Here is a 24428-nt window from a genome sequence, read left to right as displayed (position 1 = left end):
TGAATCACTGCAATGCGCCGCACTGCAGCTGTGGCCCGGGGAAAGACCAGCGGCCACGCTTCGGTAACCGCTTAGTAACCGGGTATTTTAACCGGCTAGCGGTAATTCCATGCGATAGCAGGTGGTGAAGCCTTGCGGCGCCTCGGCCACCATGAAGCGCCCGCCATGGGCCTGCATGACACGGCTGACGATTTCATGGCCCAGATGCAGGCTGTCCACGGGCGGCACATGGTCCGGTGCGGCATCACGTCGGCCGTCATCGCAGACCTGCACCCAGGCCCGTTCCTGGACGCTGTCAAGGCCGGCCTGCACCTCGATCTGCGTGCCTGTCGGCGTGTGACGCACGGCGTTTTCCACCAGATTGCGCAGTGCCGAATCGAGCAGCAGCGCATTGCCGCGCACTGGCAGCTCCTGCGGGGCCTCCACGGAGATCATGTCTTCACGCTGCCAGGCATGCTGGGCCTGCGCCGCCGCCACATTGCGCACCACATCGGCCCAGTTCACGGTCTGCAAAGGGGCATCCAGCATGCCGCGTCCAGCCCGGGCCAGGGTCAGCAACTGATCGAGCACATGGCCGGCATGCAGGGCGTCCCGGCCGATGCGCTGCAGCGCGGCCTGCATGACAGCGGTATCGGTCTGCCCCTCCGACTTCAGCGCCTGGGCCTGCAAAGCGATGGAGGCCAGCGGCGTGCGCAGCTCATGGGCCACTTCATTGGCCAGATTGCGCTCGCGCTCCAATGCCTCCTGCTGGCGGTCGAGCAAGGTGTTGATCGAGCTGACCATGGGCGAGAGCTCGCGCGGCACATGGGCATCGGACAAGCGCTGGTCACGACCCAGATCCAGCGCCTCCACGCGTTGCGTGAGCTGATTGAGAGGACGCATGCCTCGGCGCATGGCCACACCCAGCGCAATCACGACCACCGGCAGCAGCCAGAAACCCGGCTCTATCATCTGCATGGCGATGTCGTCGGCCAGACTGTCGCGCTCGGCCAGGTCGATCATCACCGTGACCTTGGCGGTTTTGTCGTGGCTCCACTGGGTATAACTGCGCCAGGCCTTGCGTTCATCCGCACCAATCGTGGCAAAGCCCTGCTCGATGTCGAAATCCGGCAAAGGCGCCTGTCCGGTGCGCGAGATCAGCAGTCCTTGCGCATTCCAGAGCACCACGCTCAGCGACTCCTGATAGTCGTGGGCGTGCAGGCCTGCAGGCGGCTGGACAGCCGTGGTCTGTCCGACCGGCACATCGTCCTGCACATGCCAGTTCAAGGTCAGCGCAGCCACTCCTGCCAAGTGTCCGTCGGTCAGTTCATCGGCCTCGTGCACTCCGGTCTGGTAGCCCCAGATGACGAAGCTGCCCCAGACCAGCGCCAGCGCGCCCAACATCCAGGCCAGCAGATTCAGCTGCAGCGAGCTGCGGCGCATGCCGGTTTGCGGCATGGCCTTCACTCCTGCTCCTGCGGCATGAAGTAGCCCACGCCGCGCATGGTCACAATGATCTTCTGGCCCAGCTTCTTGCGAAGATGGTGGACATAGACCTCCACGGCATTGCTCTCCACCGTATCGCCCCAGCTGTAGAGATGCTCCTCGATTTGCGGGCGCGACAGCACCCGCCCGCGCGCCAGCAACAAGGCCCAGAGCACGGCAAATTCGCGCGGCGAAACCTCCACCTTCTGCCCCGCCTGCCGGATGGTGCGGGCAGCCGGGTCCACCTCCAGATCCGCATGGCGGATCACCGGCGATGCCTGACCGGCCGCGCGGCGCATCATGGCGCGCAAGCGGGCCTCGAGCTCGTCCATGTCAAAGGGTTTGACCAGATAGTCATCGGCCCCCAGATTGAGCCCCGCGACCCGGTCCTGCACCTGATCGCGTGCCGTGAGGATCAGCACCGGCGTGGCCGGATCGGGCAGTTGCGGCACACCGGGCCGTCCTGTCTGCAGGCGCAGGCGGCGCACGACCTCGCTGCCATCACCGTCGGGCAGACCCAGGTCCAGCAACACGGCATCGAAGCGCTCGGCACTCAGGGCATGCCAGGCCTCGGCCACGCTGGCGCACACGTCCACCGCATAGCCGCGCTGCATGAGATTGGTTCGCAGCCCTGCTGCAATGCCTTCGTTGTCTTCGACCACCAGAATTCGCATGCACGCATTGTGCGCGGCAATTCGCCATCCGCTCAACTGGCTGGTCAACGCCGACACCCACCTCCCCTGATCGCGCATGGGCTTGACATCCGCAAGCCAGCATTTCGCTTTAACATCTGCCACCCTCCATTGCCGCAATCTGCCGCAGCGCCTTCATGTTCTTCTTCGATCCATTTCTGTTTGCGCTGTTCAATGCCGATGCCCAGACGCACTGGTTCAGCATCCAGCTGGCACGTGCACTCTCGGCCTGGTTGCCCAATCTCAGCGGCATTCTTGTCCTCATCGCCCTGGTGTTCGGCTCACCGGCAACACGCCGCACCATGTTGATGCTGCTACTGTCCATGGCCACGGCCTGGCTGATCGCCAGACTCATACGCTGGGGCTTCCCGGCTCCGCGCCCGTTCCAGCTCAATCTGGGCACGCTATGGATTCAGCATGGCGGACGTGCCGGCTTTCCCAGCCTGCATGCCAGCGGAGCCTTTGCCCTGGCGATGGCCCTCAGCCTGGGCGCAACCCGCCACCGCAAGCCGCTGGTCTGGCTGGCCTGGATAGCCGCCATCGGCATCGCCTGGAGCCGCGTCCATCTGGGGGTGCACTTTGCGTCCGATCTGATGGCCGGCGCGCTGGTAGGCATTAGCGGTGCGCTCATCGTCTGGCATATTGCCTTCCAGCTGCGCCGTCGCCGTCATCTGCGCGTCGTGCCGCATCTCAAGCGCCTGCGCAGCGCATGGGCGGCCCAGGGCTGAGCCTGCTCTTAAGCGCTTGTTAAGAAGCGCTTTCTATTGTGGCGGCCATGAAGTCGTCCGCCCCCTCGCTCCCCCTCCCGCCTCTTCGCCAAGCCTCCGCTCCAGCCCTGCTGAGCTGGACTGTCATTGCCCTGAGCTGCGTGCTGGCCTGGGACATGAGCAGCCTGGACATGCCCATGGCGCACTGGTTTGGCAGCAGCCAGGGCTTTGCCCTGCAGAACGACTGGTTCATGGTCAACATTGCCCATGAAGGTGCGCGCAAACTGGCCTGGGCCATCGTCATGGGGCTGAGCCTGATGATCTGGTGGCCTATCGGCTGGATGCGAAAAGTGTCTTACCCACGCCGGATACAACTGGTGGTGGGCGCACTGGTCTCGCTCATCATCATGGCGCTGATGAAACGCATCAGCGTGACCAGCTGCCCCTGGGACCTCGCCGACTTCGGCGGTGTAGGCCACTATGTCTCGCACTGGGCCTGGGGTGTCATAGATGGCGGCGGCGGCCACTGCTTTCCGGCCGGTCACGCCTCGGCGGGCTTTGCCTTCATCAGCGGTTACTTCGCGCTGCGCCACGACCTGCCGCGTGCAGCGCGCCTGTGGCTTGTCGCGGCTCTGCTTGCGGGTTTTGCCCTGGGCCTGGCGCAGCAGATGCGCGGTGCCCACTTCATGAGCCACACGCTGTGGACCGCCTGGCTGTGCTGGACGGCAAGCTGGTTTTGCGATCTGCTGACCACCCGCCGCCTGGCGCATCAGGTACCGGCGGATGCAGCCCTTTCTCCCGACGAGCTGCTTGCCCAGGACTGAGCTCAGCACACACGCAAAGGTCATTCATGCTGCTTTTCGATGCCCCCGTATTTCACTTTCTGAATGCCAACACCCAGAGCCCGCTGTGGTGGATTCAGGCCTCGCGCTTCGCCTCCAACTGGTTGCCCGGCCTGTGCGCCCTGCCCGTGATTGCCGCCATGCTGGCGCTTGGCAAGGGCTGGCGGCGCAGCCTGCAACTGGCCTTGCTGTCCATGGCATGTGCCTGGGTGACCTGCCGTCTGATTCGCTGGGGCCTCCCCATGCCCAGGCCGGCGCAGCTGGGAATGGGCATGCAGTGGATAGCACATGCTGCCAGCGCCAGCTTTCCCAGCATGCACGCCGCCGGCGCCTTTGCCCTGGCTCAGGGCGTCAACCTGGGCGTGGGCAGACATCAGCGCTGGCTGGTTGTTGTCGCATGGCTTCTCGCCACCAGCGTGGCACTGAGCCGCGTGGTGCTGGGCGTGCATTTCCCGTCGGACGTTCTGGCCGGCATGCTGGTCGGTACCGCCAGCGCCGTGCTGGTCTGGCGCAGCGCCCTGCAGATTAAACAAGCCCGTCGTCGCCAACAGCTCAAGCGCCGCCTGCAACCCCAGCTCGGCTGATTCACGCCATCAAAAAAGAAAGCTGCCAGCGCTTATGCATAAAGCGCTGGCAGCTTTTTTGATGAGGCATGCTTCAAGTCAGAGGCATCGAGCAAGAGCCGCCTCGCAGCGAAGATGCCGTCCCCCCTCGGGGGGACGCGGCATAGCCGCCCAGGGGGCTCACTCCACCCTGCAGATCTTGAGCATATTGGTACCACCGGGCTGGCCCATGGGCTCGCCGCAGGTGATGGCGTACACATCGCCGGACTGCACGATGCCGCGGGCCAGCAAATGGCCCTTGGCCTGGTCCAGCGCCATGTCGCGCTCGGCGCTGGTGTCCATCAGCAGAGGGCGCACATTGCGGTACAGCGCCATCTTGCGCTGCGTGGCCAGCTTGGGTGTCAGGGCGTAGATGGGAATATGGATGCGATGACGGCTCATCCACAGCGCGGTCGAGCCGGAGTCCGTCAGCGCCACGATGGCCTTGGCACCCAGATGATGAGCGGTGAACAGCGCGCCGATGGCGATTGCCTGGTCGGTACGCTTGAACTGGCTGTTGCTGAAGTCGGCATCCTTGACGCGGTCTTCGGCCGCTTCCGCAGCGGCGCAGATGGCGGCCATTTCACGCACGGTTTCCAGCGGGTACTTGCCGGCAGCGGTTTCGGCGCTCAGCATCACGGCATCGGTGCCATCCAGCACGGCATTGGCCACGTCGCTCACTTCGGCACGGGTGGGCACGGGGTTGGTGATCATGGACTCCATCATCTGGGTCGCGGTGATCACCACCTTGTCCATGTCGCGCGCCATGCGGATCATCTTCTTTTGCAGCGCGGGCACGGCGGCATTGCCCACTTCCACGGCCAGATCGCCACGGGCGACCATGATGCCGTCGGAGACCTTGAGAATTTCTTCCAGGCGCGGAATGGCCTCGGCACGCTCGATCTTGGCGATCAGGCCGGGCTTGTGGCCGTACTGGGCAGCGGCCACATTGCACAGCTGGCGCGCCATTTCCATGTCGGTGGCGTTCTTGGGGAAGCTCACGGCCACGTAGTCGGCCTGGAAGGACATCGCGGTCTTGATGTCTTCCATGTCCTTGGCGGTCAGTGCGGGAGCCGTCAGGCCGCCACCTTGCTTGTTGATGCCCTTGTTGTTGGACAGCTCGCCACCCAGCTTGACGACGGTGTGTACCTCTTCACCGCGCACCGCGTCCACGGTCAGCACGATCAGGCCGTCGTTGAGCAGCAGCACATCGCCGGCCTTCACGTCACGGGGCAGCTCCTTGTAATCAAGGCCCACGCCGTTGATGTCGCCCAGTTCGGTGCGCGATGCATCGAGCACGAAGCGCTCGCCGGGCTCGAGCATGACCTTGCCCTCGGCAAACTTCCCGACGCGGATCTTGGGACCCTGCAGGTCGGCCATGATGGCCACTTCGCGGCCTGCACGCTGGGCAGCCTCGCGCACCATGGTGGCACGGTCGATATGGTCCTGCGCCTTGCCATGGCTGAAGTTCAGGCGCACGACGTTCACGCCTTCGCGCACCATTTGTTCAAGCAGTTGCGGATCGCTGGAAGCGGGGCCCAGTGTGGCGACGATCTTGGTAGCACGACTCACTTGCATGAAATGTCTCTCTCGCGATGGAATGTAATCGGGTTTCAATTCTGGCACGAATGCGGTTACATGACTGCATCTTGCACGCTGCTGCCGCACCCGACAAGCCAGCCAAAGGGCCGCAAAAACAGTAGCTGTCTACGCATGTCAATGATTGAACTCAGGTCACATCGAGCATGAAATGTTTATATTTCAAGCGCTTGCAGCTACTGATTCAGAAGCATAAGAGCGAAACTCGCGCCCGAATCGGCGCGCCTGCTGCAGCGCATCAAAGACCGCGTCGAAACAGTTTTGCCCGGCAGGTTCAAATGTGCAGGCCTCAGATCAGCCCGTGCGAGAGCAGATAGGTCACCACATGCGTGAGCATGGCGGCCTCGAGTCCGTAGCGCCAGAACATGATGCCCGCCAGCAACCCATAGACGCTTTCACACACCAACAGCTGCAGTACGACCGGCACCGGCAGCTCGCCGACCACGGTCCAGCCCAGAAATACCGGAATGCAGCCGGACAGCAAGGCAGCCAATGCAATCGCCGCCCAGCCCAGCCGCCAGTCCGGGCGCTGCCTGGGGCTGCCGAAGGCCTTCCACAACATCCACATCACGCCGGTCAGCATGCCAAGACGCAATAGCAACTCTTCGGTAATCGCGCCGTAGAGCAGCTTGGGCCATAGCGGCAGGCCGTAGGCCGGGTCCACAAAAGACATGCTTTCGGGCCAGACCACGGCCAACGTCACCAGCCAGGCGGCACCGATCACGCCGCCCGCCACGCCGGGCAGGCTCAGCACGCGCACGCCGCGCCATGGCATGCGTCCCTCGGCCACGGCATGAATCAATGGTGCGCTCAAGCCCAGCCTCGGGCCCAGCCGGACCCCGAGGCCCACGCTCAGCGCCAGCAGGACGCTCAACCCCGCCGTCGCGGCCCAGCCGACCACAATGTCGGAGCCGCCACTGGCCAGAGCGGCCAGCCAGGCCGGCGGCGTCGTCCAGGCCAGCGCCACCACGCCTGGCAGACCCAGCAACCAAAGCAGCAAGCCCATGCGCGCGGCAGACTGTGGCCTGGCCGCAGCGCGATGAGACAGGTGGGCAAAGGTCTGCGGCATGTTGAACCCTGGCTCAGGCCTCTCAGTCACGCATCAACGCTTCGATCTCGTCGGCCTTGACCGGCACGCCGCGGGTGATGAGCTCGCAGCCGGTCTCGGTGACGATGGCATCGTCCTCGATGCGGATACCGATGTTGTGGAACTGCTCGGGCACGCCGGGTGCAGGACGCACATAGATGCCCGGCTCTACCGTCGTGACCATGCCGGGGCGCAGGATGCGGCTGGGGCGATTGGCAATGGTTTCGCCCGAGATCGGGTCCTTGCGCTCGCTGATCACGCCCAGCTCGCTGGGTTCCACATAGCTGCCGCAGTCATGCACATCCATGCCCAGCCAGTGGCCGGTGCGGTGCATGTAGAACTGGAAGTAGGCACGCGACTCGATCACATCCTCGGCCGTACCGTACTTGGTACGGTCCAGCAGTCCCAGGTCCAGCATGCCCTGGGCCAGCACAGCGACGGTGGCGTCATGCGGGTCGTTGAAGCGATTGCCGGCCCTGGTGACGGCGATCGCCGCTTCCTGGCTGGCCAGCACCAGGTCGTACAGCGCACGCTGCGCCCCGCTGAACTTGCCGTCGGCCGGGAAGGTGCGCGTGATGTCACTGGCATAACCATCCAGTTCACAGCCCGCATCGATCAGCACCAGCTCGCCCGCGCGCACCGGAGCCTTGTCGGCCTGATAGTGCAGCACGCAGGCATTGGCACCGGCTGCCACGATGGAGCCGTAGGCCACGTACTGCGAGCCATGCTGGCGGAATTCGTGCAGCAGCTCGGCGTCCAGATGGTATTCGCGCACCTCCTCGCCATTGCGGATCATGCGGGCCGAGCGCTGCATGGCACGCACATGGGCCTGGGCACTGATCTGCGCGGCGCGGCGCATGATGTCCTGCTCATGCAGGTCCTTGACCAGACGCATCTCGTCGAGCAGCGCACAGGCATCGCCCTGCTGTGTGGGGCAGAGCACGCCAAAACGCGAGCGGGCGCGCACCTGGCTGAGCCAGCCTTCGACCTGTTCGGCCAGGCCCTTGTGGGTGGCAAAGGGGAACCAGACGCGCTCACGGTTTTCCAGCAGGCGCGGCAGGCGGGAATTGATTTCATCGCTGGAGAAGGCCTGAGCCATGCCCAGCTTGGTCTTGGCCGCCTCGGGGCCCAGGCGATAGCCGGTCCAGACCTCGCGCTCCAGATCCTTGGGCTGACAGAACAGCACGCTCTTGCCGTCGCTGGTCAGCACCAGGCAGGCATTGGGCTCGGAAAAGCCCGTGAGGTAGTAGAAGTAGCTGTCGTGGCGATACAGATACTCGGTATCGCGGTTGCGATGCAGCTCGGGAGCCGTAGGGATGATGGCGACACCGCCGTCGCCCAACTGGGCGGCCAAGCGTGCGCGGCGTTGGGCATATACAGAAGTCATGGGCATATCGTAATGCTGGCCGGGCATCTGTACATCAGCTTACATCTGCGGATGTCAGCTATTGCACTCCTGCCCTTGTGTCGGTCTGAATCCCGGTGGCCAGCAGCGCCATCGCATCACCGGGCACCAGGGCCTCGGGCTGACTCGCGCGCCAGCCCGACCAGAGCAGACTTGCCCCGGACAGAATCAGCAGGCCGCAGACCAGCCATTCCACCAGCCTTTTGGGCCAGGCGGGCGGATGTCTGGCACTCCACCAGGTCACGCCCGTGACGACAGGAAAGGCCAGTACCGTCCAGCCCATGACCGCCCAGTTCAGTTGCCCCTCCACAGCCACCATGGCAGCGCGCAGCAAGGAGCAGGAGACAAACATGGCAAACAGGCAGTGGCGCACCAGCATGCGATCCAGCGGCTGACGGTAGAGGTGATAGACCATGGGCGGGCCGGGCGTGGCAAACAAGCCGCCGAGCAGCCCCGACGACACGCCGGCCACCCACATCGAGACAGGGCCCGAGGGCTGATCCAGCGCCTTCTTCTGCATCAGCAGCAACATGGCGCACAGCACGATCACCAGGCCCAGCAGCATGCGCAGGCCGTTGAGCGTATTGCCGCTGAGCCAGTGCAGCAGCAGCACCCCGCCGACCACGCCCAGCACGCTGCTGATGAGCATGGGCTTGAGCATGACCCAGTCCGGCTCGAAGCGGTAGGCGCGCATATAGCTGATGCCGTTGATGATGGACAGCAGACAGGCCACATTGGCCGCATCGGCAATATTCATCAGGCCCGTGGCCCCTGCCACGCCGACAAAGATCAGCCCGAACGCGAAGCCCGTGAGGTTCTGGCAGAACGCGGCCAGCCCCACCAGAGCCATGAAGAAAACGATTTGCATGCACTCACCCGATGACGGCCACAAGAGGAACTGTGGATTTGCATCCGGTTGCGCCAGTCAGAAAATTAAAAAGCATAGCAGACGCTTGCCATGACAAGCATTCGTGCAATCCACAGAGAAGCTCCTCAACTCATAGCTTCTAGCTCTTTGTTGCCATGGTTTTCAAGGTAATTCATGGGGTAAGTATTTTGATCTGCTGCGCCGACCACTCGATCAGCTCGCCACGCTGCGCATGCCAGCCTTGGGGCGCGAAATCCGGCCAGTGACAAAGCAGCTCGCGGGTTGGCACATCCCATAGCCAGCCCTGCCCTTCGCCCACCACCAGCAAGCGACCGCTCACGCAGTGCAGATGCCGGGCAGGCGGCAGGCCAGGCATGGGCCAGAGCTGGCCCGCATGGCCTTCCTCGGGCACAGGCGCATGGATATCGAAGATCACCACGCCCGGCGCATGCAGGCAGTCGCCAAAGCCATCGTCATCCCAGTTGCCGACGTTCCAGATCGCGACGCGCGAGTCATCCAGCCACACGCAGGGCTGGTCCCAGCCCTCGCCCTGCGCCAGCCGCTTGCGCGAGGGGCCGTCCTCGGATTCCCAGCGATTGCCATCCAGCCAGGCGGGCAGCGACCACACGGCGGGAATGCCCACGGGTGCCCAAACCCAGCCGTCGTCCAGCAGCCATTGCTGCGAAGGGCTGGGCAGAAGACGGCCATGAAAATAATCCAGATAGTGCGGCCGCTCGAACGCCAGCCCATCGCGCTCGGTCAGGTTCTCGCCCGTCGCGCAATCCATGGCATCGAGCCGGTTCCACTGCGTGCGGTGAATCAGCACATCGCGGCCCTTGTGCTGGACAAATGCGATGGAAAAAGGCACGGTCCTGGGGTGGTAGTCGCCCCCAAAAAGCTGCACGACGCGCTCGCCCGTACGCAAATTCACCAGCACGCCAAATGAGCCTCCATCATCTGCAATCACCGCATAGTCGCCACTGAGCGCGCAATGCACCTTGAAGCCATGCGGCCAGTGCGGCGCAGGCGGTGTCGGCTCTGGCAAATCCAGCTGCGCCAGTTGCTGGCTCCGGCCGCTTGGCAGCTTCAACGCATGCAAGCCGCCGTCCTCGGTCAGCAGCAGCAACTGGCCCCAGCCAGCCTGCGCAGTGCAGGCGTGGACGATGTGCGGGCCTTGCCAGTCGATGCTGCGTGCGCTCATGTCTCAGCCCTGATTCAGCTCGGCCAGTCGCTCGGGCGTGCCCACATCGACCCAGCGACCGGTGTAGAGCGAGGCCCCCACGCGGCCGTCCTGCATGGCGCGGCGCAGCAGCGGGGCCAGCGGGGCGCGCAGGCCTTCGGGGTTTCCGGGCTGCACATCGAACCACGGTGCTGCAAACAGCTCGGCTTTCAAGAGCGCAATCGTGCTGTAGGTATAACGCGGGCGTTCGTCGTCGGCAGGCAGATCCAGCGCCTTGCCGTCCTCGCTCAGACCAAAGTCGCCACACGGATTGTGTGCAGGATTGGGCACCAGCCACAGATGGGCCAGTTCATCGCTGTGCGCAAACGCCTGGGCATCCTGCACCGCAAAGCAGAAATCCGGCGCATAGACATCGCCTGCGGCCAGCCAGAAAACCCGGCCCAGCTGAGGCAGGGCGCGGCTGATGCCGCCAGCGGTTTCAAAGGCTTTCTCGGGTTCCTCCGAATAGGAAAGCCCTAGCTTCGCGGTCGCGCCCCCATCGGGTTGCGGCACGAATTCATCGCCGAAATACGCGGGAATCTGCGTCCCCAGCCAGCCAGTATTGATGACGGCCCGTGCCACGCCCGCAGCCTGCAGCGCCTGCAGGTGCAGCTGTAGCAGCGGAACGCCCTGCACCTTGAGCAGCGGCTTGGGCGTGATATCGGTCAGAGGCCGCATGCGCTCGCCCCGGCCTGCGGCCAGCAGCATTGCAGGGGGTTGCACCAAGAGGGGGGCAGCGTTTTCTACAGTCATTGCAATCAGCTTTTCAACACGGTTTGAGGTGTAGCAGACACCTGTTTCTGGGGTTGCACTGTAGAGCATTGACCCGCATCCCGCCTGCGAAAATTGGGCCTCCATTAAAATGATGGGCTTAGCAGAATTACCCCCTCCTTTTCGGAGCGCCCTGATGGCCAACACTCAAAATATGGCGAATGCAATCCGTGCACTCGCAATGGATGCCGTTCAACAAGCCAATTCCGGCCACCCCGGTGCCCCCATGGGCATGGCCGACATGGCCGTAGCACTGTGGAGCCGCCACCTCCAGCACAATCCCGTGAACCCTCACTGGGCCAATCGCGACCGCTTCATTCTGTCGAACGGCCACGGCTCCATGCTGATCTATGCGCTGCTGCACCTGAGCGGCTACGACCTGCCCATCGAAGAGCTGAAGAACTTCCGTCAGCTGCACAGCAAGACTGCCGGCCACCCCGAAGTGGGCATCACTGTCGGCGTGGAAACCACCACCGGCCCTCTGGGCCAGGGCATCACCAATGCCGTGGGCTTCGCACTGGCTGAAAAGCTGCTGGCTGCCGAGTTCAACAAGGACAAGCACGAGATCGTCGACCACCACACCTATGTGTTCCTGGGCGATGGCTGCCTGATGGAAGGCATCTCGCATGAAGCCGCCGCGCTGGCCGGTGCCTGGAAGCTGAACAAGCTGATCGCCCTGTACGACGACAACGGCATCTCCATCGACGGCAAGGTTGCCCCCTGGTTCATCGACAACACGCCCGAGCGCTTCGAAGCCTACGGCTGGAACGTGATCCGCGCCGTGGACGGCCACAACGTGGACGCCCTGGACAAGGCCATCGCCGCCGCCAAGAAGAGCGCCGACAAGCCCACGCTGATCTGCTGCAAGACCCATATCGGCAAGGGCTCGCCCAACCGTCAGGACACGGCCAAGGCCCACGGCGAACCTCTGGGCGCCGAAGAAATCGCACTGACCCGCGCTGCTCTGGGCTGGACTCATGGCCCCTTCGAGATCCCTGCCGAGGTCTACACCGACTGGAACGCCAAGGATCTGGGTACCAAGGCCGAAGCTGCCTGGAACGAAAAGTTCGCTGCCTACACCGCTGCCTTCCCCGAGCAAGCCGCCGAGTTCACGCGCCGCATGGCTGGCGATCTGCCTGCCAACTTCGGTGAAATCGCCGCCAAGATCGCCTCCGACGCCCATGACGCCGGTGCCACCGTGGCCAGCCGCAAGGCCAGCCAGCTGGCTCTGGAAGGCCTGACAGCCGCTCTGCCCGAACTGCTGGGCGGCTCTGCCGACCTGACCGGCTCCAACCTGACCAACACCAAGTCCACCCCCTCTTTCCGCGTGGACGACAAGGGTGCCGTGGTCAAGACCGAAGAAGGCCAGATCGGCCGCCACATCAACTACGGTGTGCGCGAGTTCGGCATGGCCGCCATCATGAACGGTGTGGCGCTGCACGGCGGCTTCATCCCCTACGGCGGCACCTTCCTGACCTTCTCCGACTACAGCCGCAACGCCATCCGCATGGCCGCGCTGATGAAGCAGCGCGTGATCCACGTCTTCACGCACGACTCCATCGGCCTGGGCGAAGACGGCCCCACCCACCAGTCCATCGAGCACGCAGCCTCCCTGCGCCTGATCCCCGGTCTGGACGTGTGGCGCCCCGCCGACACCACGGAAACCGCCGTGGCCTGGACCGTGGCCCTGAGCCAGAAGAACAAGCCCACAGCCATGCTGCTGAGCCGCCAGAATCTGGCTTACTCGCCCAAGAGCGAAGACGCGCTGGACAACATCGCCTGCGGCGCCTACGTGCTCTCCGAGCCCAAGGATGTGGGCCTGAAGGGCAAGAAGGCCCAGGCCGTGATCATCGCCACCGGCTCCGAAGTGCAGCTGGCTCTGGCTGCCCAGAAGCAGCTGGCCGAACGCAAGATCGCCGTGCGCGTGGTCTCCATGCCCAGCACCACGACCTTCGACAAGCAGGATGTGAAGTACAAGAAGGCCGTGCTGCCCGCCGGCCTGCCCCGCATCGCCGTGGAAATGGGCGTGACCGACTTCTGGTGGAAGTACGGCTGCGCCGCCGTGGTCGGTATCGACACCTACGGCGAATCCGCTCCCGCAGGCGTGCTGTTCAAGCACTTCGGCTTCACCGCCGAGAATGTGGCCGACACCGTGCAGGTCGCCCTGCAGAACGCTGGCAAGTAAGCGCAAAAGGGGCCTCGTGCCCCTTTTTTCCGGCTGAAGTTTGCTCACCCGCAGTCCTCAGCCATCCGGACCAGGCCCAGGGTGCCGAGTCCGGGCACAATCCGCTCCGGTTTTTCATTACTCACTATCTACGAGGCAACTATGACGATCAAGGTTGGTATCAACGGCTTCGGCCGCATTGGCCGCAACGTGCTGCGCTCCGCAGTGCAAAACTTCTCCGACATCGAAATCGTCGGCATCAACGACCTGCTGGAGCCCGACTATCTGGCTTACATGCTGAAGTACGACAGCGTGCACGGTCGCTTCGACGGTGAAGTTTCTGTCGAAGGCAACACCCTGGTCGTCAACGGCAAGAAGATCCGCCTGACCCAAGAGCGCGATCCCGCCAACCTGAAGTGGAACGAAGTCGGCGCCGACATCGTGATCGAGTCCACCGGCCTGTTCCTGACCAAGGAAACCGCCCAGAAGCACATCGACGCAGGCGCCAAGAAGGTCATCCTGTCCGCTCCTTCCAAGGACGACACCCCCATGTTCGTGTTCGGCGTGAACCACGGCACTTACAAGGGCGAAGCCATCATCTCCAATGCTTCGTGCACCACCAACTGCCTGGCTCCCGTGGCCAAGGTGCTGAACGACAAGTGGGGCATCAAGCGCGGCCTGATGACCACCGTGCACGCAGCGACCGCCACGCAAAAGACCGTGGACGGCCCTTCCAACAAGGACTGGCGCGGTGGCCGCGGCATTCTGGAAAACATCATCCCCTCCAGCACTGGCGCTGCCAAGGCCGTGGGCGTGGTGATCCCCGAGCTGAACAAGAAGCTGACCGGCATGTCCTTCCGCGTGCCAACGTCTGACGTGTCCGTGGTCGACCTGACCGTGGAGCTGAACAGCGAAGCCACCTACGAAGAAATCTGCGCCGAAATGAAGGCCCAGTCCCAAGGTGCGCTGAAGGGCGTGCTGGGTTACACCGAAGACAAGGTCGTCGCCACCGACTTCCGCGGCGAGACCTGCACCTCCGTGTTCGATGCCGAAGCCGGTATCGCCCTGGACAAGACCTTTGTGAAGGTCGTGTCCTGGTATGACAACGAGTGGGGCTATTCCAACAAGTGCCTGGAAATGGTGCGCGTGGTGGCCAAGTAATCCTCAAGGATTACCTGCCCAAACAGGCTCAATCGCTTATCAGATAAGCGCTGACAGCTATCAAAAAGCCAGCATGGCGTCCCATGCTGGCTTTTTTTTCGTCCCGCAAGACCGGAGCCGGCCGGAGCATGTCTCGGATACATTTGTAACACGCAGCCGCCACCAACGCCCCAGAGCATGAAGCGCGGCCACTTCCTCGGACAAGGCCGCCATGTTTATTGCGATTCCTCTTGAGAACAAGCCTTCCTGGCGCTCACCGCCCTGGATGACGGTGCTGCTCATCATCATCAACTGCGTGATCTTCTGGGGCTGGCAGGCGCCCGAGGAAGATGCCGTGGAAAAAGCGGCCCAGCAATATGCCCAGACCGCTTTGCCAACGCTGGAGCTGCCACCGTTTCTGGCCTATCTGGAGGAGCAATCCGCCCAGGGCAGCAAGCGCTTTGACCAGCACACGCTGCAGGCCGTGCGAAAGCTCTATCAGCACAAGGCCTATGCCCAGCTCTATGCGCTGCTGTGGGAGGAGAAGAAATTCCGCCAGCGCCTGCTGGACGGCCAGGTCATCACCGCCAACCACCCACGCCATGCGCAGTGGCAGGCTGCACGTGCCGCCTTCGCGCCCCACGAGCCGCGCGGCAGCTTTACCGAGCGCTGGTCCATGAGCTATGAGAATGGCGCCGGCTGGCAGCCCCTGCAGGCCTTCACCTCCATCTTTTTGCATGGCAGCACCAGCCATCTGCTGGGCAATATGGTGTTTCTGTTTCTGTTCGGCTTCACCCTGGAGCTGGCTTTGGGTGCCTTCACCTATCTGGCCTTCTACGTGATCGGCGGCATCGGCGCCTCGCTGTTCGCGCTGATGTTCTATGCCAGCATGGGCGGTTACGGCCTGGGGGCATCGGGTGCGATTTCGGCCCTCATGGCCATGTATGCGGTGATGTACCGCATGCGCCGCATCCGCTTCTTCTACATGCTGCTGTTCTACTTCAACTACGCGCGCTGGCCGGCCCTGATCATGCTGCCGGTCTGGATGGGCGTGGAGCTGCTGCAGCATCTGCTGGGCGGCAAGCAGGTGGCCTATATGGCGCACTTTGGCGGTCTGCTGACGGGCGCCCTGCTGATGTGGAGCTATATGCGTCTGCAGACCGTCGCGGCGCCAGTCAACGAAGAAGAGCAGGCCCTCGCCGCCGCCCGGCCGCTGACTGAAGCCGTGGCCCGGGCCCAGCGCCATACCGATGCGCTGGAATTTGGCCGCGCCGCTCCGGCCTGGCGTGAAGCAGCACGCCTGGCCCCCTCGGACCCGGCCATTCTGCGGGCCTGGTTTGAAAGCTCGCGCCATCAACCCGCCAGCGAAGACTTTCATGCTGCGGCGCGACGCATCTTCAAGCTGCCGGCCACCACGGACGCCGAACGCCAGCTGCAGCTGGCCAGCTATCGCAGCTATCAGCAGCGCGCACAGCCAGGAATGCGCATGAGCGCCGACACCATGCATGGACTGGTGCGCAGCTTCGTGCGCCTGGGAGCCCTGCCCGAGGCCGAAAAGCTCTGCCGCGCCCTGCACAAGCTGGCGGACCATCCCCAATGGCCGGCAAGCTTGCTGCTGCTGGTCAACGGTATGGCCCAGGCCGGGCGTGTGCAGGATGCCAAAGCCTGGCTGCCTGCGCTGCAGCAATCGGCTCCTGAGGAAGCTCTCACGCGCTGGCTGGCACAACAGCGCTAGCCAACGCCTTGCCGCGCTCAGGTCTTGGCTTCCAGCTCCTGCAGCTCATCACGCAGCACCCACTGCGCCTCCTTGGTGCTCTCGTGCTCGGGAAAGAGCTGCTTCATGCGCATGTAAACGGCCACCCCCTGCATGGGCTGCTCCACGCCCTGCTTGTAGGCGCGCACCACCAGCTCCAGCATGGGCGGGATCAGAGTGCTGCCGGCAAAGCGCTTCTCAAAATCCTTGGCCAGGATCAAAACATACCTGGGCTTGCCGGCCTTCCAGGCCTGCTGTGCCAACTCGTAACTGAGCTGGGCCGAGTCGGGCTTGAAGTCCGGCTTGCGCTTGACGCAGCTCACCCAGGCTTCCAGGGCCTCGCTGGCGCGCTGCTGGGCGAGCAACATGGGAATGAAACGCTGGCCCAGCTCCGCCAGGGCATCCGCGCGTTCGGTCAGCTTGAGCACCCGGAAGTAACGGCGGCAATCGGGCAGGCTCTCATAGTCCTCCCGCTGCCATTCGCGCGCCTGGTTCACGGCCTCGTCCATCTTGTTGTCCTGCACCAGCCTGGCCACCAGCGCATCGCGATGCCTGGCCTCCAGGGCCGCAGGGTCGATCTGCACGGTCGCAGGCCCCTCGGGTGCCTGTACGGGATCGATATCCAGAGCCGCATGGTGCTGGTACATGACATAGCCGATCATGGCCGCCATCACCCAGCTGAAATAAATCAACACAAAGCTCACCAGGGGCAGCACCAATCCGGGCGCTGCAACCTTGAGCAGCATCGCCAGAACCATGGGCGAGCCCTGCTGCAGCAGAAACAGGAAAAAGCACAGCAGCAGATAGGACTTGCCGATACCGATAATCGTGGCCAGCAGCTCGAAGGGATTAACGGCCGAGCTCAGGCTATTGGTATTGATCAGCACCATCCAGGTGGCAGGAATCAGGAAGGCCACCAACAGATTGGCAATCACGCCCAAGGTCAGGCTGCGGGTCGCCATAAAGCCCACAAATATGCCGAACACGACGAGTACCCCGAAGAATTTCCAGGGCAGCCATTTCCAGTCCTCATCGACCTGACTGGACCGGAAATCGGAGCTATGAGTAATTCCACGAGATGCAAGTGCCGAAACCTTGAATGCATAACGGCTGACTGCCAGCATCAAGCCCAGGCCCACAAACAAGACTCCAATCCACCCGAACATCAAGCCATAACTGCATGCCGACAACAGCAATGCATAGAGCAAAGGCTCGGTCTGCAGAGGAAACAGAAAAAAGCTATTGAGCTTTTGCCAGAACGGAGGGATTTTCCACTCGGAAGAATCACCTTTTTGGTGAACACCACGTATCGAATTCAATGTCTGCTCTCCCACTCTCGGTTTGATGAATCATCTGCAAGCACGCTTGCAGTGACCTAATCCGCTCTGGTATTGCCCGATTTTTCTTTGAAATCGGGTCATTGCTGAATTTTGCGGTAGAAATTCGCCCTAAATCCAAATACCGATAAACAGCCGGCATATTGGTTTTTTCGCTTGCCAGAAACCCCGCAAACGCTTTTGCAGCCGTGCTGGCTGGCCAAACCGCCTTGAATCGATAACGGATATGACTGCAAGGATTGCAGGCAGCGCTTAAAGTGGCCCAGGTTTTATGGAGAAGCAGCGAATGATTCACAGCGCACACGCACAAAGCAGCCCCACCCCGTACCGCATCACTCTGACCGATGCCCAAGGCCATGTCTGGCATGCCGATGAACCCGTGAATGATGGCGGCGCCGACACTGCGCCCAATCCCATGCAGCTCATGCTCTCGGCCCTGGGAGCCTGCACGGCCATCACCCTGCATATGTACGCGGGTCGCAAGCAGTGGCCGCTAAGCCATGTCGATGTGGATCTGCAACTCAACCCCGATGGCAAGCCCGCGGATGCCAACCAGATCACGCGCAGCATCACCTTGCATGGCGAGCTGGACGACGAGCAGCGCCAGCGCCTGCTGCAGATTGCCAATGCCTGCCCCGTCCACAAGCTGCTGGAAGGCAAGGTTTCCATCCCAACCGCCTTGACCGAAGCCGCACAGGCATGAAAAAAGACACCTCACGCCCCACCGCGTGGTACTCGCCTCCTTAAGGAGGGCCGCCTCCATCTTGGGGACTGCCAGGCGATAAAAAGCCCTGCAGTCACCGGCAGGGCTTTGGTCGCTGTTGTGTGTAACTTGATTACACCGTCACTTCCAGCGCACCCACTTCCACATAGTGTTCGAACTCGCGTTTGGCCAGAGATGCGGTTTCGGGCTGCTGGTCCTCTGGGTCGACCCAGGACAGCACGTAGCTTGCGATGGCGGTATCGACCTTCATCTCTATGCCCATGGGAATCTGCTCGGACGGACCATCTCCGACACGATGCTCCACCTTGCCTGTGACGCGAGCGGCAAAGTGCTCGGGATACAGCTGGATCTCGACTGCCGAGATCTGGTTGCCTTGAGTGCTGTGTTCGTTCATGTTTATTCCTCCTGCAGTTGTTAGGTCGCTGCGCACGAATTGCACAACGTGAAAGCCACTGCTAGCGGCCTACGCCTTAACTTAGCCGACTCCTGGCGGAGCCCGTGTCAGCCTATTGGCTGAATCCTCACAGTGATGTAACTGCGTGCAAGGCGTTGCTGCATTCTGCCGTCTGATTGCGCGAATACCGCATATCCCTGACACTCGAATCCCCTCGCCGTCAGGATTTGTCATGAGTGAATCAAAGAACTTACAACGTCTGCCCACCCGTATAGCCGATGTCGGCGGCATCCCCATCCACCGAGCCATTCCTCAGGCCGCGCTGCGCAAAGTAGGGGCCTGGTGCTTCCTCGACCACGCCGGCCCGGCCGTCCCCCCTCCTCCCGGCATGCAGGTCGGGCCCCATCCTCACATCGGCCTGCAGACTTTCACCTGGATGATCGAGGGAGAGGTACTGCACCGCGACAGCCTGGGCAGCGAGCAGATCATCCGCCCCGGCCAGGTCAATCTGATGACGGCCGGCCACGGCATTGCCCACTCCGAAGAAGCCCAGACACTGGGCGTGCATGCAGCCCAGTTGTGGATTGCCTTGCCCGACAGCCATCGCCATATCGCGCCCCGCTTCCAGCATTACCCCGACCTACCCAGGACCGAGATCGGCGACTTTGCCGTGACCGTGCTGGCCGGTGAAGCCCTCGGTCTGGCGGCCCCCGCAGAAGTCCACTCCCCGCTGATGGGCGTGGACCTTCTGGCCTGCGGCACGGCTGGCCAAGCGTGCGCCACCATGCCGCTGCGCGCCGACTTCGAGCATGCGGTGATGAGCCTGTCAGGCGAGGTGAAGGTTGAAGGCCAGGTGTTGCCCTCGCAGGAGCTGATCTACCTGCCCGTGGGCACGCAGGAAGTGCAGCTGGAATGCACGCCCGGCAGCCGCCTCATCATCATCGGAGGCGAACCCATGGATGAGGCCATCTTGCTGTGGTGGAACTTTGTGGCCCGCACCACCGAAGAGATGCAACAGGCCCAGCAGCAATGGGAGGCAGAGGCGGCCACCGATGCGGAGCTCGTCAACGGCCAGCCACGCCGTTTTGGCAAGCCCGTGGCTTCGCCTCTGAAGTCGTTGCACTCTCCCTCACTGGCTGGCGTCAGCCTGCGCGCCTCCAGATAATCCTGCCGGCGCTTATTCAATTCGCACCAATTTGGTGCGAATTGAATTTCTCAAAAAGAAAAATAAAAGCATCTTTGCAAGTTTTTGATGAATTTTGAAAGCTTTTAGAGGCAACGCACTCTCTTCAAGAGAAGGCAAGCCAGACGTTATGCATGAAACGTTTGGACTCATGCACACCAAGCTTTCATAATCGAGCCAACGCCCTGGCCACGAGAATGCGACCGCCGCTTTTCGTCCGGGGCGTTGCCACGTCCTGCCCAACTCAACTTTGCAAAGAAAGCCGATCAATGCGTCAAGAACATGACTTCATTGGCATCAAAACCATCCCTCCCGACGCGTATTGGGGTGTTCATTCCGCACGCGCAGTGGAGAACTTCCCCATCACCGGTCACTCGGTCGCGCACATGCCCGAGCTGATCCGCGCGTTTGCCTTTGTCAAAAAGGCAGCGGCCCAGGCCAATCTGCAGTTTGGCGCCATCAATCTCAAACAAGCCACCGCCATCTCCCAAGCCTGCGATGATCTGATTTCCGGCCAGCTGCACGAGCAGTTTGTAGTCGATGTGATCCAGGGCGGCGCCGGCACCTCCACGAATATGAACGCCAATGAGGTGATCGCCAACCGTGCACTTGAGCACCTGGGATTGCCCAAAGGCACTTACGATGTGATCCACCCCAATGATCATGTCAATGCTTCGCAGTCCACCAACGACTCCTACCCCACAGCCGTCAAGCTTGCCACCTACGCTGGCATCCAGAAGCTGCTGATCGCCCTGGCCGAGTTGCGCTCTGCTTTCGAAGCCAAGGCCGGCGAATTCGCCCATATCCTGAAAATCGGCCGCACACAATTACAAGATGCCGTGCCCATGACTTTGGGCCAGGAGTTTTCCGCTTTTGCTGCCATGATCGCCGACGATGAAAAGCGTCTGCGCGAATCCGCCTATCTGATGACCGAGGTGAACATGGGTGGCACGGCCATCGGCACCGGCATCAACGCTCCCGTAGGCTACGCCGGCGCCGTGACCAAGGCCTTGGCTGAAATTTCGGGCGTCCCCGTCGTCAAAGCCGGCGATCTGATCGCCGCCACGGGAGATACCGGCGCCTTTGCCGACATTTCCGGCATCTTGAAGCGTGTTGCAGTCAAGCTCTCCAAGATCAGCAATGACCTGCGCCTGCTCTCCTCGGGCCCTCAAGCAGGAGTGGCAGACATCAAGCTGCCGGCGCGCCAGGCCGGCTCATCCATCATGCCCGGCAAGGTGAATCCCGTGATTCCCGAGGTAATGAACCAGGTCTGCTTTGAAGTGATAGGCAACGATGCCGCCATCACCATGGCCGTGGAAGCCGGCCAATTGCAGCTCAACGCCTTCGAGCCGCTGATGGCCTGGGCTCTGCATAAAAGCCTCAGCCACCTGAGCAGCGCCTGCAAGACGCTGCAAGTCAACTGCGTGGAAGGCATTGTGGCCAATGAAGCGCTGCTGGATTCCCGCATTGCCGAGTCGGTGACGCTGGTGACGGCGCTGAACCCTCTGATCGGCTACGAAAAGGCCGCCAAAATTGCCAAGACCGCCATTGCCAACGGCAAGCAGATTGCCGTGGTGGCGGAAGAATTGGGCATCATGAGCCGGACCGAAATGAACAAGCTGCTGGTCGCCGACAAGCTGACCCAGGCCGGCGCATTGACCGCTGTATAAGCGCACTCTTTATCGACAATGCAAAAGGGCATGTTCGCCATGAACATGCCCTTTTTGGTTGATATGCTTTTAATAGCTTGGTATGCCTATATTCAAAGGGCAGGAAGCCAAAAACGCTTCATATTCAAGCCACTGCGGCATTCTCGTCACTGGGGTCATCCACGCCGCGCACGCTTTCACGCAGATTTTTGTCCTTGAGCTTGCCAAGATCGGTCTCCACCGCGCGTTTGAGCTTTTCAATCGCTGCGCTGAAGGCCTCCTTGACCTTTTCGGCTTCCGCATTCACTGCGATGGGGGGGGCGACCTGTGGCCCGGGTTTCGAGCACACAGCGTTTGCCTGGGCCGCCCGTGGTCTTGAGGGCATCAACGCCCGTGAGGAAGACCTCCACACGCACCACATACTCCTTCAGGCGGGCCAGCTTGGCATTGATCTCCTCCTGCGCCCATTGAGCCAGAGACTCTCCACCCTGGATGGAATCGTCGGCATGAACCTGTACTTGCATGCAAATCCTCCTAGTCACCAAATGCCGCAACCGCTGCGGCGAAATCTGTAGGGGTGCCATAAAGGCAGGCGAAAACATCGTAACGCCAGAACCTTGTTCTGCCCATCGGGGCTTGTTACGCCAGCAAAGGACAGGGGCTTTGACCATTGTGGAGGCAGCTTCTCCCGGATTTGAAAGAGATAGCAACAAGGGTAGGTTCTATGAGCTTTGCCCTTGAGCCAAAGCAAAAAGTGCCGACCGGTAATTTGCAAAAAGTAAGCGTTTTTACGCCTCGGGCCGTCAGTTAATGCCAGCCTTCGATTCAGGCTCCGCGACAAAGCCGATGCGCGTCAGGCCTGCTGCGTGGGCCCAGCCCATGACCTGCACCACGCGACCATAGGGAACGCTGGTGTCGGCACGCAACTGCACCTCGGCCTGAGGATTGCGCCGCCCCAGCTCTTCCAGTTGCTGCTGCACTGCCGCATCGTCCGCCACGCCCCCCTGAATCCAGATTTCGCCGGTGGGGCTGACCTCCACCATCAAGGCATCGCTCTTGCTCACGGCAGTCTGCTGCACTACTGTTTGCGCCTTGGGCAGTTGCACGCGCAAGGTGGCAGCCAGCATGGGAGCAGCCAGAATGAAGATCACCACCAGCACCAGCATCACATCCACCAGCGGCGTGACATTGATGGTGTTGATCGGAGTTTCCGCCCCCTGACGGCGGCTCATGCGACCGAATGCCATGACGCCATCCTTTATGAAGCATCCACTCCGAACTGGGCATGCAGATCATGGGCAAACCCCTCCAGCACAGCCTCCAGCTGGCTGGCCGAACGCCCGAGCAGGTTATAGGCCAGCACAGCAGGCAAAGCGACAGCCAGACCGGCGGCCGTCATGACCAGGGCTTCACCCACAGGCCCGGCAAGCTGAGCGATATCGACCTGACCGCTGCCCGCCAGCGTTCCCAGTGCATGGTGAATGCCCCAGACCGTACCCAACAGGCCCACAAACGGTGCCGTTGCACCAATGGTGGCGAGCAAGGTCTGGCCCCATTGCAACTGGGTCGATGCCTGACCCAGAGCCTCACGCAGGCTGCGCAACAGCCGCTGCCCCTGCGCCGCGCTTTGTGCCAGAGAGCCTTGCGCTGCCGCTCCGCCCTGCGCCACGGCATCGGCCATGGCCTGCACCAGCCCCTGTCTATCCAGCGCCTTGACCTGCGCCATAGCCTGGACCAGATCGGGCATCTGCCAGAACGCAGCCACGGCCTGCGGCACGCGTCGGCGCGCTACGGCCATAAACCAGAGCTTGTAGAGGATGACCACCCAGCTGAGCACGGACATCAGCAGCATCAAGGCCGCCGTCGCCCATGTGACCGCATCGCCCTCTGCCAGCCATTGCCACATTCCTGCAGACATCGCTCACCTCGCTCCCAGAAATAGCAAGGGGCCGTCACGGCCCCTTTGCAAATTGCGCGGTCAGCGCAGATTCAGCACATCGTACATATCGTACTGGCCAGTCTTTTTGTCGGCCAGATAGGCCACGGCACGCAGGCTGCCGTTGGCATAGCCGGCACGGCTGCTGGACTTGTGCGCGATCTCGATGCGCTCGCCGGTACCGGCAAACAGCACGGTGTGATCGCCCACGATATCGCCGCCGCGCACGGTGGCAAAGCCAATGGTGTCGGCCTTGCGCTCGCCGGTGTGGCCGAAGCGCTCATACACGGCGCGGTCGGCCAGCTTGGTGCCCTGGGCTTCGGCAATCACTTCGCCCATCTTCAGGGCCGTTCCAGAAGGTGCGTCGACCTTGTGCTTATGGTGAGCTTCGACGATCTCGATGTCGTAGCCGCCTTGCTGCAAGGCCTTGGCCGCCATCTCCAGCAGCTTGAAGGTCACGTTCACGCCCACGCTCATATTGGGGGCGAAAACGATGGAAGTCTTTTGGGCAAACTCGGCGATCTGCGTCTTTTGCTCATCCGAGAAGCCTGTGGTGCCGATGACCACGCCAACGCCCAGATCGGCCGCAACGGCCAGGTGCTCCATCGTGCCTTCGGGGCGCGTGAAGTCGATCAGGCAGTCGGCCTTCGACAGGGCTGCGCGCACATCGCTTTCGATCTTCAGCCCGCTGGGCTTACCCAGGAATGCAGAAGGATCGGTGCCGATGGCAGGGCTGTCGGCGCGGTCCAATGCCGCAGCCAGCACGCAGTCGCTGCTGTTCAGAATCGCTTCGATCAGCATATGGCCCATGCGGCCGGAGGCACCCGCCACAGCAACGCGCTGAGGGGTGGAGGAATGGGTGGTGGATGCGGTCATGGCGCTATCACTCGAT

General features: G+C 62.3%; 22 protein-coding genes and 1 pseudogene. 9 read left to right on the top strand and 14 right to left on the bottom strand.

Going from position 1 to position 24428, the window contains the following annotated elements; translation table 11 throughout:
* Positions 1-87: 87 nt before the first annotated feature.
* On the bottom strand, positions 88-1437 hold the full coding sequence (locus V8Z78_RS14655) for a histidine kinase dimerization/phospho-acceptor domain-containing protein (RefSeq protein ID WP_057094828.1): 1350 nt from the start codon (positions 1435-1437) through the stop codon (positions 88-90).
* Positions 1438-1442: 5 nt separating this feature from the next.
* Positions 1443-2138 (bottom strand): response regulator transcription factor, encoded by a 696-nt coding sequence (locus V8Z78_RS14650; RefSeq protein ID WP_004340295.1) that lies wholly within the window; start codon positions 2136-2138, stop codon positions 1443-1445.
* Positions 2139-2293: 155 nt separating this feature from the next.
* Between V8Z78_RS14650 and V8Z78_RS14645 the strand changes: the two genes are divergently transcribed.
* Genes V8Z78_RS14645 through V8Z78_RS14635 form a run of 3 tightly spaced genes read left to right on the top strand, consistent with a single transcriptional unit; the run spans position 2294 to position 4289 of the window.
* Positions 2294-2884, top strand: a complete 591-nt coding sequence (locus tag V8Z78_RS14645; RefSeq protein WP_004340293.1) for a phosphatase PAP2 family protein — start codon at positions 2294-2296, stop codon at positions 2882-2884.
* Positions 2885-2931: 47 nt separating this feature from the next.
* Entirely contained in the window at positions 2932-3687 is a 756-nt protein-coding gene (locus tag V8Z78_RS14640) for a phosphatase PAP2 family protein (RefSeq protein ID WP_054074325.1), read from the top strand.
* A 26-nt stretch (positions 3688-3713) separates the two neighbouring features.
* Positions 3714-4289: a phosphatase PAP2 family protein gene (locus V8Z78_RS14635; RefSeq protein WP_057094007.1), complete on the top strand. Its 576-nt coding sequence runs from the start codon at positions 3714-3716 to the stop codon at positions 4287-4289.
* A 159-nt stretch (positions 4290-4448) separates the two neighbouring features.
* Here the strand turns inward: V8Z78_RS14635 and pyk are convergent, their stop codons facing one another.
* The 6 genes from pyk to V8Z78_RS14605 all read right to left on the bottom strand — a co-directional run bounded on the left by pyk (position 4449) and on the right by V8Z78_RS14605 (position 11238).
* Complete coding sequence (pyk, locus tag V8Z78_RS14630; RefSeq protein WP_004340286.1) at positions 4449-5885, bottom strand: pyruvate kinase; 1437 nt, start codon at positions 5883-5885, stop codon at positions 4449-4451.
* A gap of 310 nt (positions 5886-6195) precedes the next feature.
* Complete coding sequence (locus V8Z78_RS14625) at positions 6196-6975, bottom strand: CPBP family intramembrane metalloprotease (protein WP_012840250.1); 780 nt, start codon at positions 6973-6975, stop codon at positions 6196-6198.
* A 22-nt stretch (positions 6976-6997) separates the two neighbouring features.
* Complete coding sequence (locus V8Z78_RS14620) at positions 6998-8407, bottom strand: aminopeptidase P N-terminal domain-containing protein (RefSeq protein ID WP_046460447.1); 1410 nt, start codon at positions 8405-8407, stop codon at positions 6998-7000.
* A gap of 31 nt (positions 8408-8438) precedes the next feature.
* Positions 8439-9266, bottom strand: coding sequence for a sulfite exporter TauE/SafE family protein (locus V8Z78_RS14615; protein WP_057094008.1), 828 nt, complete (start codon positions 9264-9266; stop codon positions 8439-8441).
* A 172-nt stretch (positions 9267-9438) separates the two neighbouring features.
* The gene (locus tag V8Z78_RS14610) at positions 9439-10467 is read right to left on the bottom strand and encodes a hypothetical protein (RefSeq protein ID WP_057094011.1); all 1029 of its coding nucleotides are present in this window, start codon (positions 10465-10467) and stop codon (positions 9439-9441) included.
* A gap of 3 nt (positions 10468-10470) precedes the next feature.
* The gene (locus tag V8Z78_RS14605) at positions 10471-11238 is read right to left on the bottom strand and encodes a nucleotidyltransferase family protein (protein WP_279089633.1); all 768 of its coding nucleotides are present in this window, start codon (positions 11236-11238) and stop codon (positions 10471-10473) included.
* 154 nt (positions 11239-11392) lie between these two features.
* Between V8Z78_RS14605 and tkt the strand changes: the two genes are divergently transcribed.
* The 3 genes from tkt to V8Z78_RS14590 all read left to right on the top strand — a co-directional run bounded on the left by tkt (position 11393) and on the right by V8Z78_RS14590 (position 16295).
* Positions 11393-13441, top strand: coding sequence for a transketolase (tkt, locus tag V8Z78_RS14600; RefSeq protein WP_012840255.1), 2049 nt, complete (start codon positions 11393-11395; stop codon positions 13439-13441).
* 141 nt (positions 13442-13582) lie between these two features.
* Positions 13583-14581: a type I glyceraldehyde-3-phosphate dehydrogenase gene (gap, locus tag V8Z78_RS14595; RefSeq protein ID WP_003060372.1), complete on the top strand. Its 999-nt coding sequence runs from the start codon at positions 13583-13585 to the stop codon at positions 14579-14581.
* Between the two features lie 211 nt (positions 14582-14792).
* On the top strand, positions 14793-16295 hold the full coding sequence (locus V8Z78_RS14590; RefSeq protein ID WP_004340262.1) for a rhomboid family protein: 1503 nt from the start codon (positions 14793-14795) through the stop codon (positions 16293-16295).
* 17 nt (positions 16296-16312) lie between these two features.
* On the opposite strand, the gene V8Z78_RS14585 is transcribed toward V8Z78_RS14590, so the two are convergent.
* Positions 16313-17479 carry a hypothetical protein gene (locus V8Z78_RS14585; RefSeq protein ID WP_223305612.1) on the bottom strand — a complete coding sequence of 389 codons (1167 nt, stop codon included), beginning with the start codon at positions 17477-17479 and terminating at the stop codon, positions 16313-16315.
* A gap of 457 nt (positions 17480-17936) precedes the next feature.
* On the opposite strand from V8Z78_RS14585, the gene V8Z78_RS14580 reads away from it, so the two are divergent.
* Entirely contained in the window at positions 17937-18353 is a 417-nt protein-coding gene (locus tag V8Z78_RS14580) for an OsmC family protein (protein WP_003072435.1), read from the top strand.
* 133 nt (positions 18354-18486) lie between these two features.
* Here V8Z78_RS14580 and V8Z78_RS14575 read toward each other — a convergent pair whose 3' ends face one another.
* A complete protein-coding gene (locus V8Z78_RS14575; RefSeq protein WP_003072434.1) occupies positions 18487-18768 on the bottom strand; it encodes a hypothetical protein in 282 nt (93 codons plus the stop codon).
* 232 nt (positions 18769-19000) lie between these two features.
* Between V8Z78_RS14575 and V8Z78_RS14570 the strand changes: the two genes are divergently transcribed.
* Complete coding sequence (locus tag V8Z78_RS14570) at positions 19001-19933, top strand: pirin family protein (protein ID WP_012840259.1); 933 nt, start codon at positions 19001-19003, stop codon at positions 19931-19933.
* Between the two features lie 287 nt (positions 19934-20220).
* Positions 20221-21621 (top strand): aspartate ammonia-lyase, encoded by a 1401-nt coding sequence (locus V8Z78_RS14565; RefSeq protein ID WP_003061583.1) that lies wholly within the window; start codon positions 20221-20223, stop codon positions 21619-21621.
* A 124-nt stretch (positions 21622-21745) separates the two neighbouring features.
* Here V8Z78_RS14565 and V8Z78_RS14560 read toward each other — a convergent pair.
* From V8Z78_RS14560 to dapB, 4 genes and pseudogenes are all read right to left on the bottom strand, one after another.
* A pseudogene (locus V8Z78_RS14560) lies at positions 21746-22124 on the bottom strand (HPF/RaiA family ribosome-associated protein).
* 279 nt (positions 22125-22403) lie between these two features.
* Positions 22404-22847, bottom strand: a complete 444-nt coding sequence (locus tag V8Z78_RS14555) for an ExbD/TolR family protein (RefSeq protein WP_003061580.1) — start codon at positions 22845-22847, stop codon at positions 22404-22406.
* An 11-nt stretch (positions 22848-22858) separates the two neighbouring features.
* The gene (locus V8Z78_RS14550) at positions 22859-23518 is read right to left on the bottom strand and encodes a MotA/TolQ/ExbB proton channel family protein (RefSeq protein ID WP_046460441.1); all 660 of its coding nucleotides are present in this window, start codon (positions 23516-23518) and stop codon (positions 22859-22861) included.
* Positions 23519-23578: 60 nt separating this feature from the next.
* Positions 23579-24412 (bottom strand): 4-hydroxy-tetrahydrodipicolinate reductase, encoded by an 834-nt coding sequence (gene dapB, locus V8Z78_RS14545; protein WP_012840263.1) that lies wholly within the window; start codon positions 24410-24412, stop codon positions 23579-23581.
* Positions 24413-24428 lie beyond the last annotated feature (16 nt).

Source organism: Comamonas sp. wu1-DMT (assembly GCF_040187805.1).
Classification (GTDB): domain Bacteria; phylum Pseudomonadota; class Gammaproteobacteria; order Burkholderiales; family Burkholderiaceae_C; genus Comamonas; species Comamonas thiooxydans.
The sequence above is the reverse complement of the archived record's forward strand: the minus strand, read 5'-3'. Positions and strand labels throughout refer to the sequence as shown.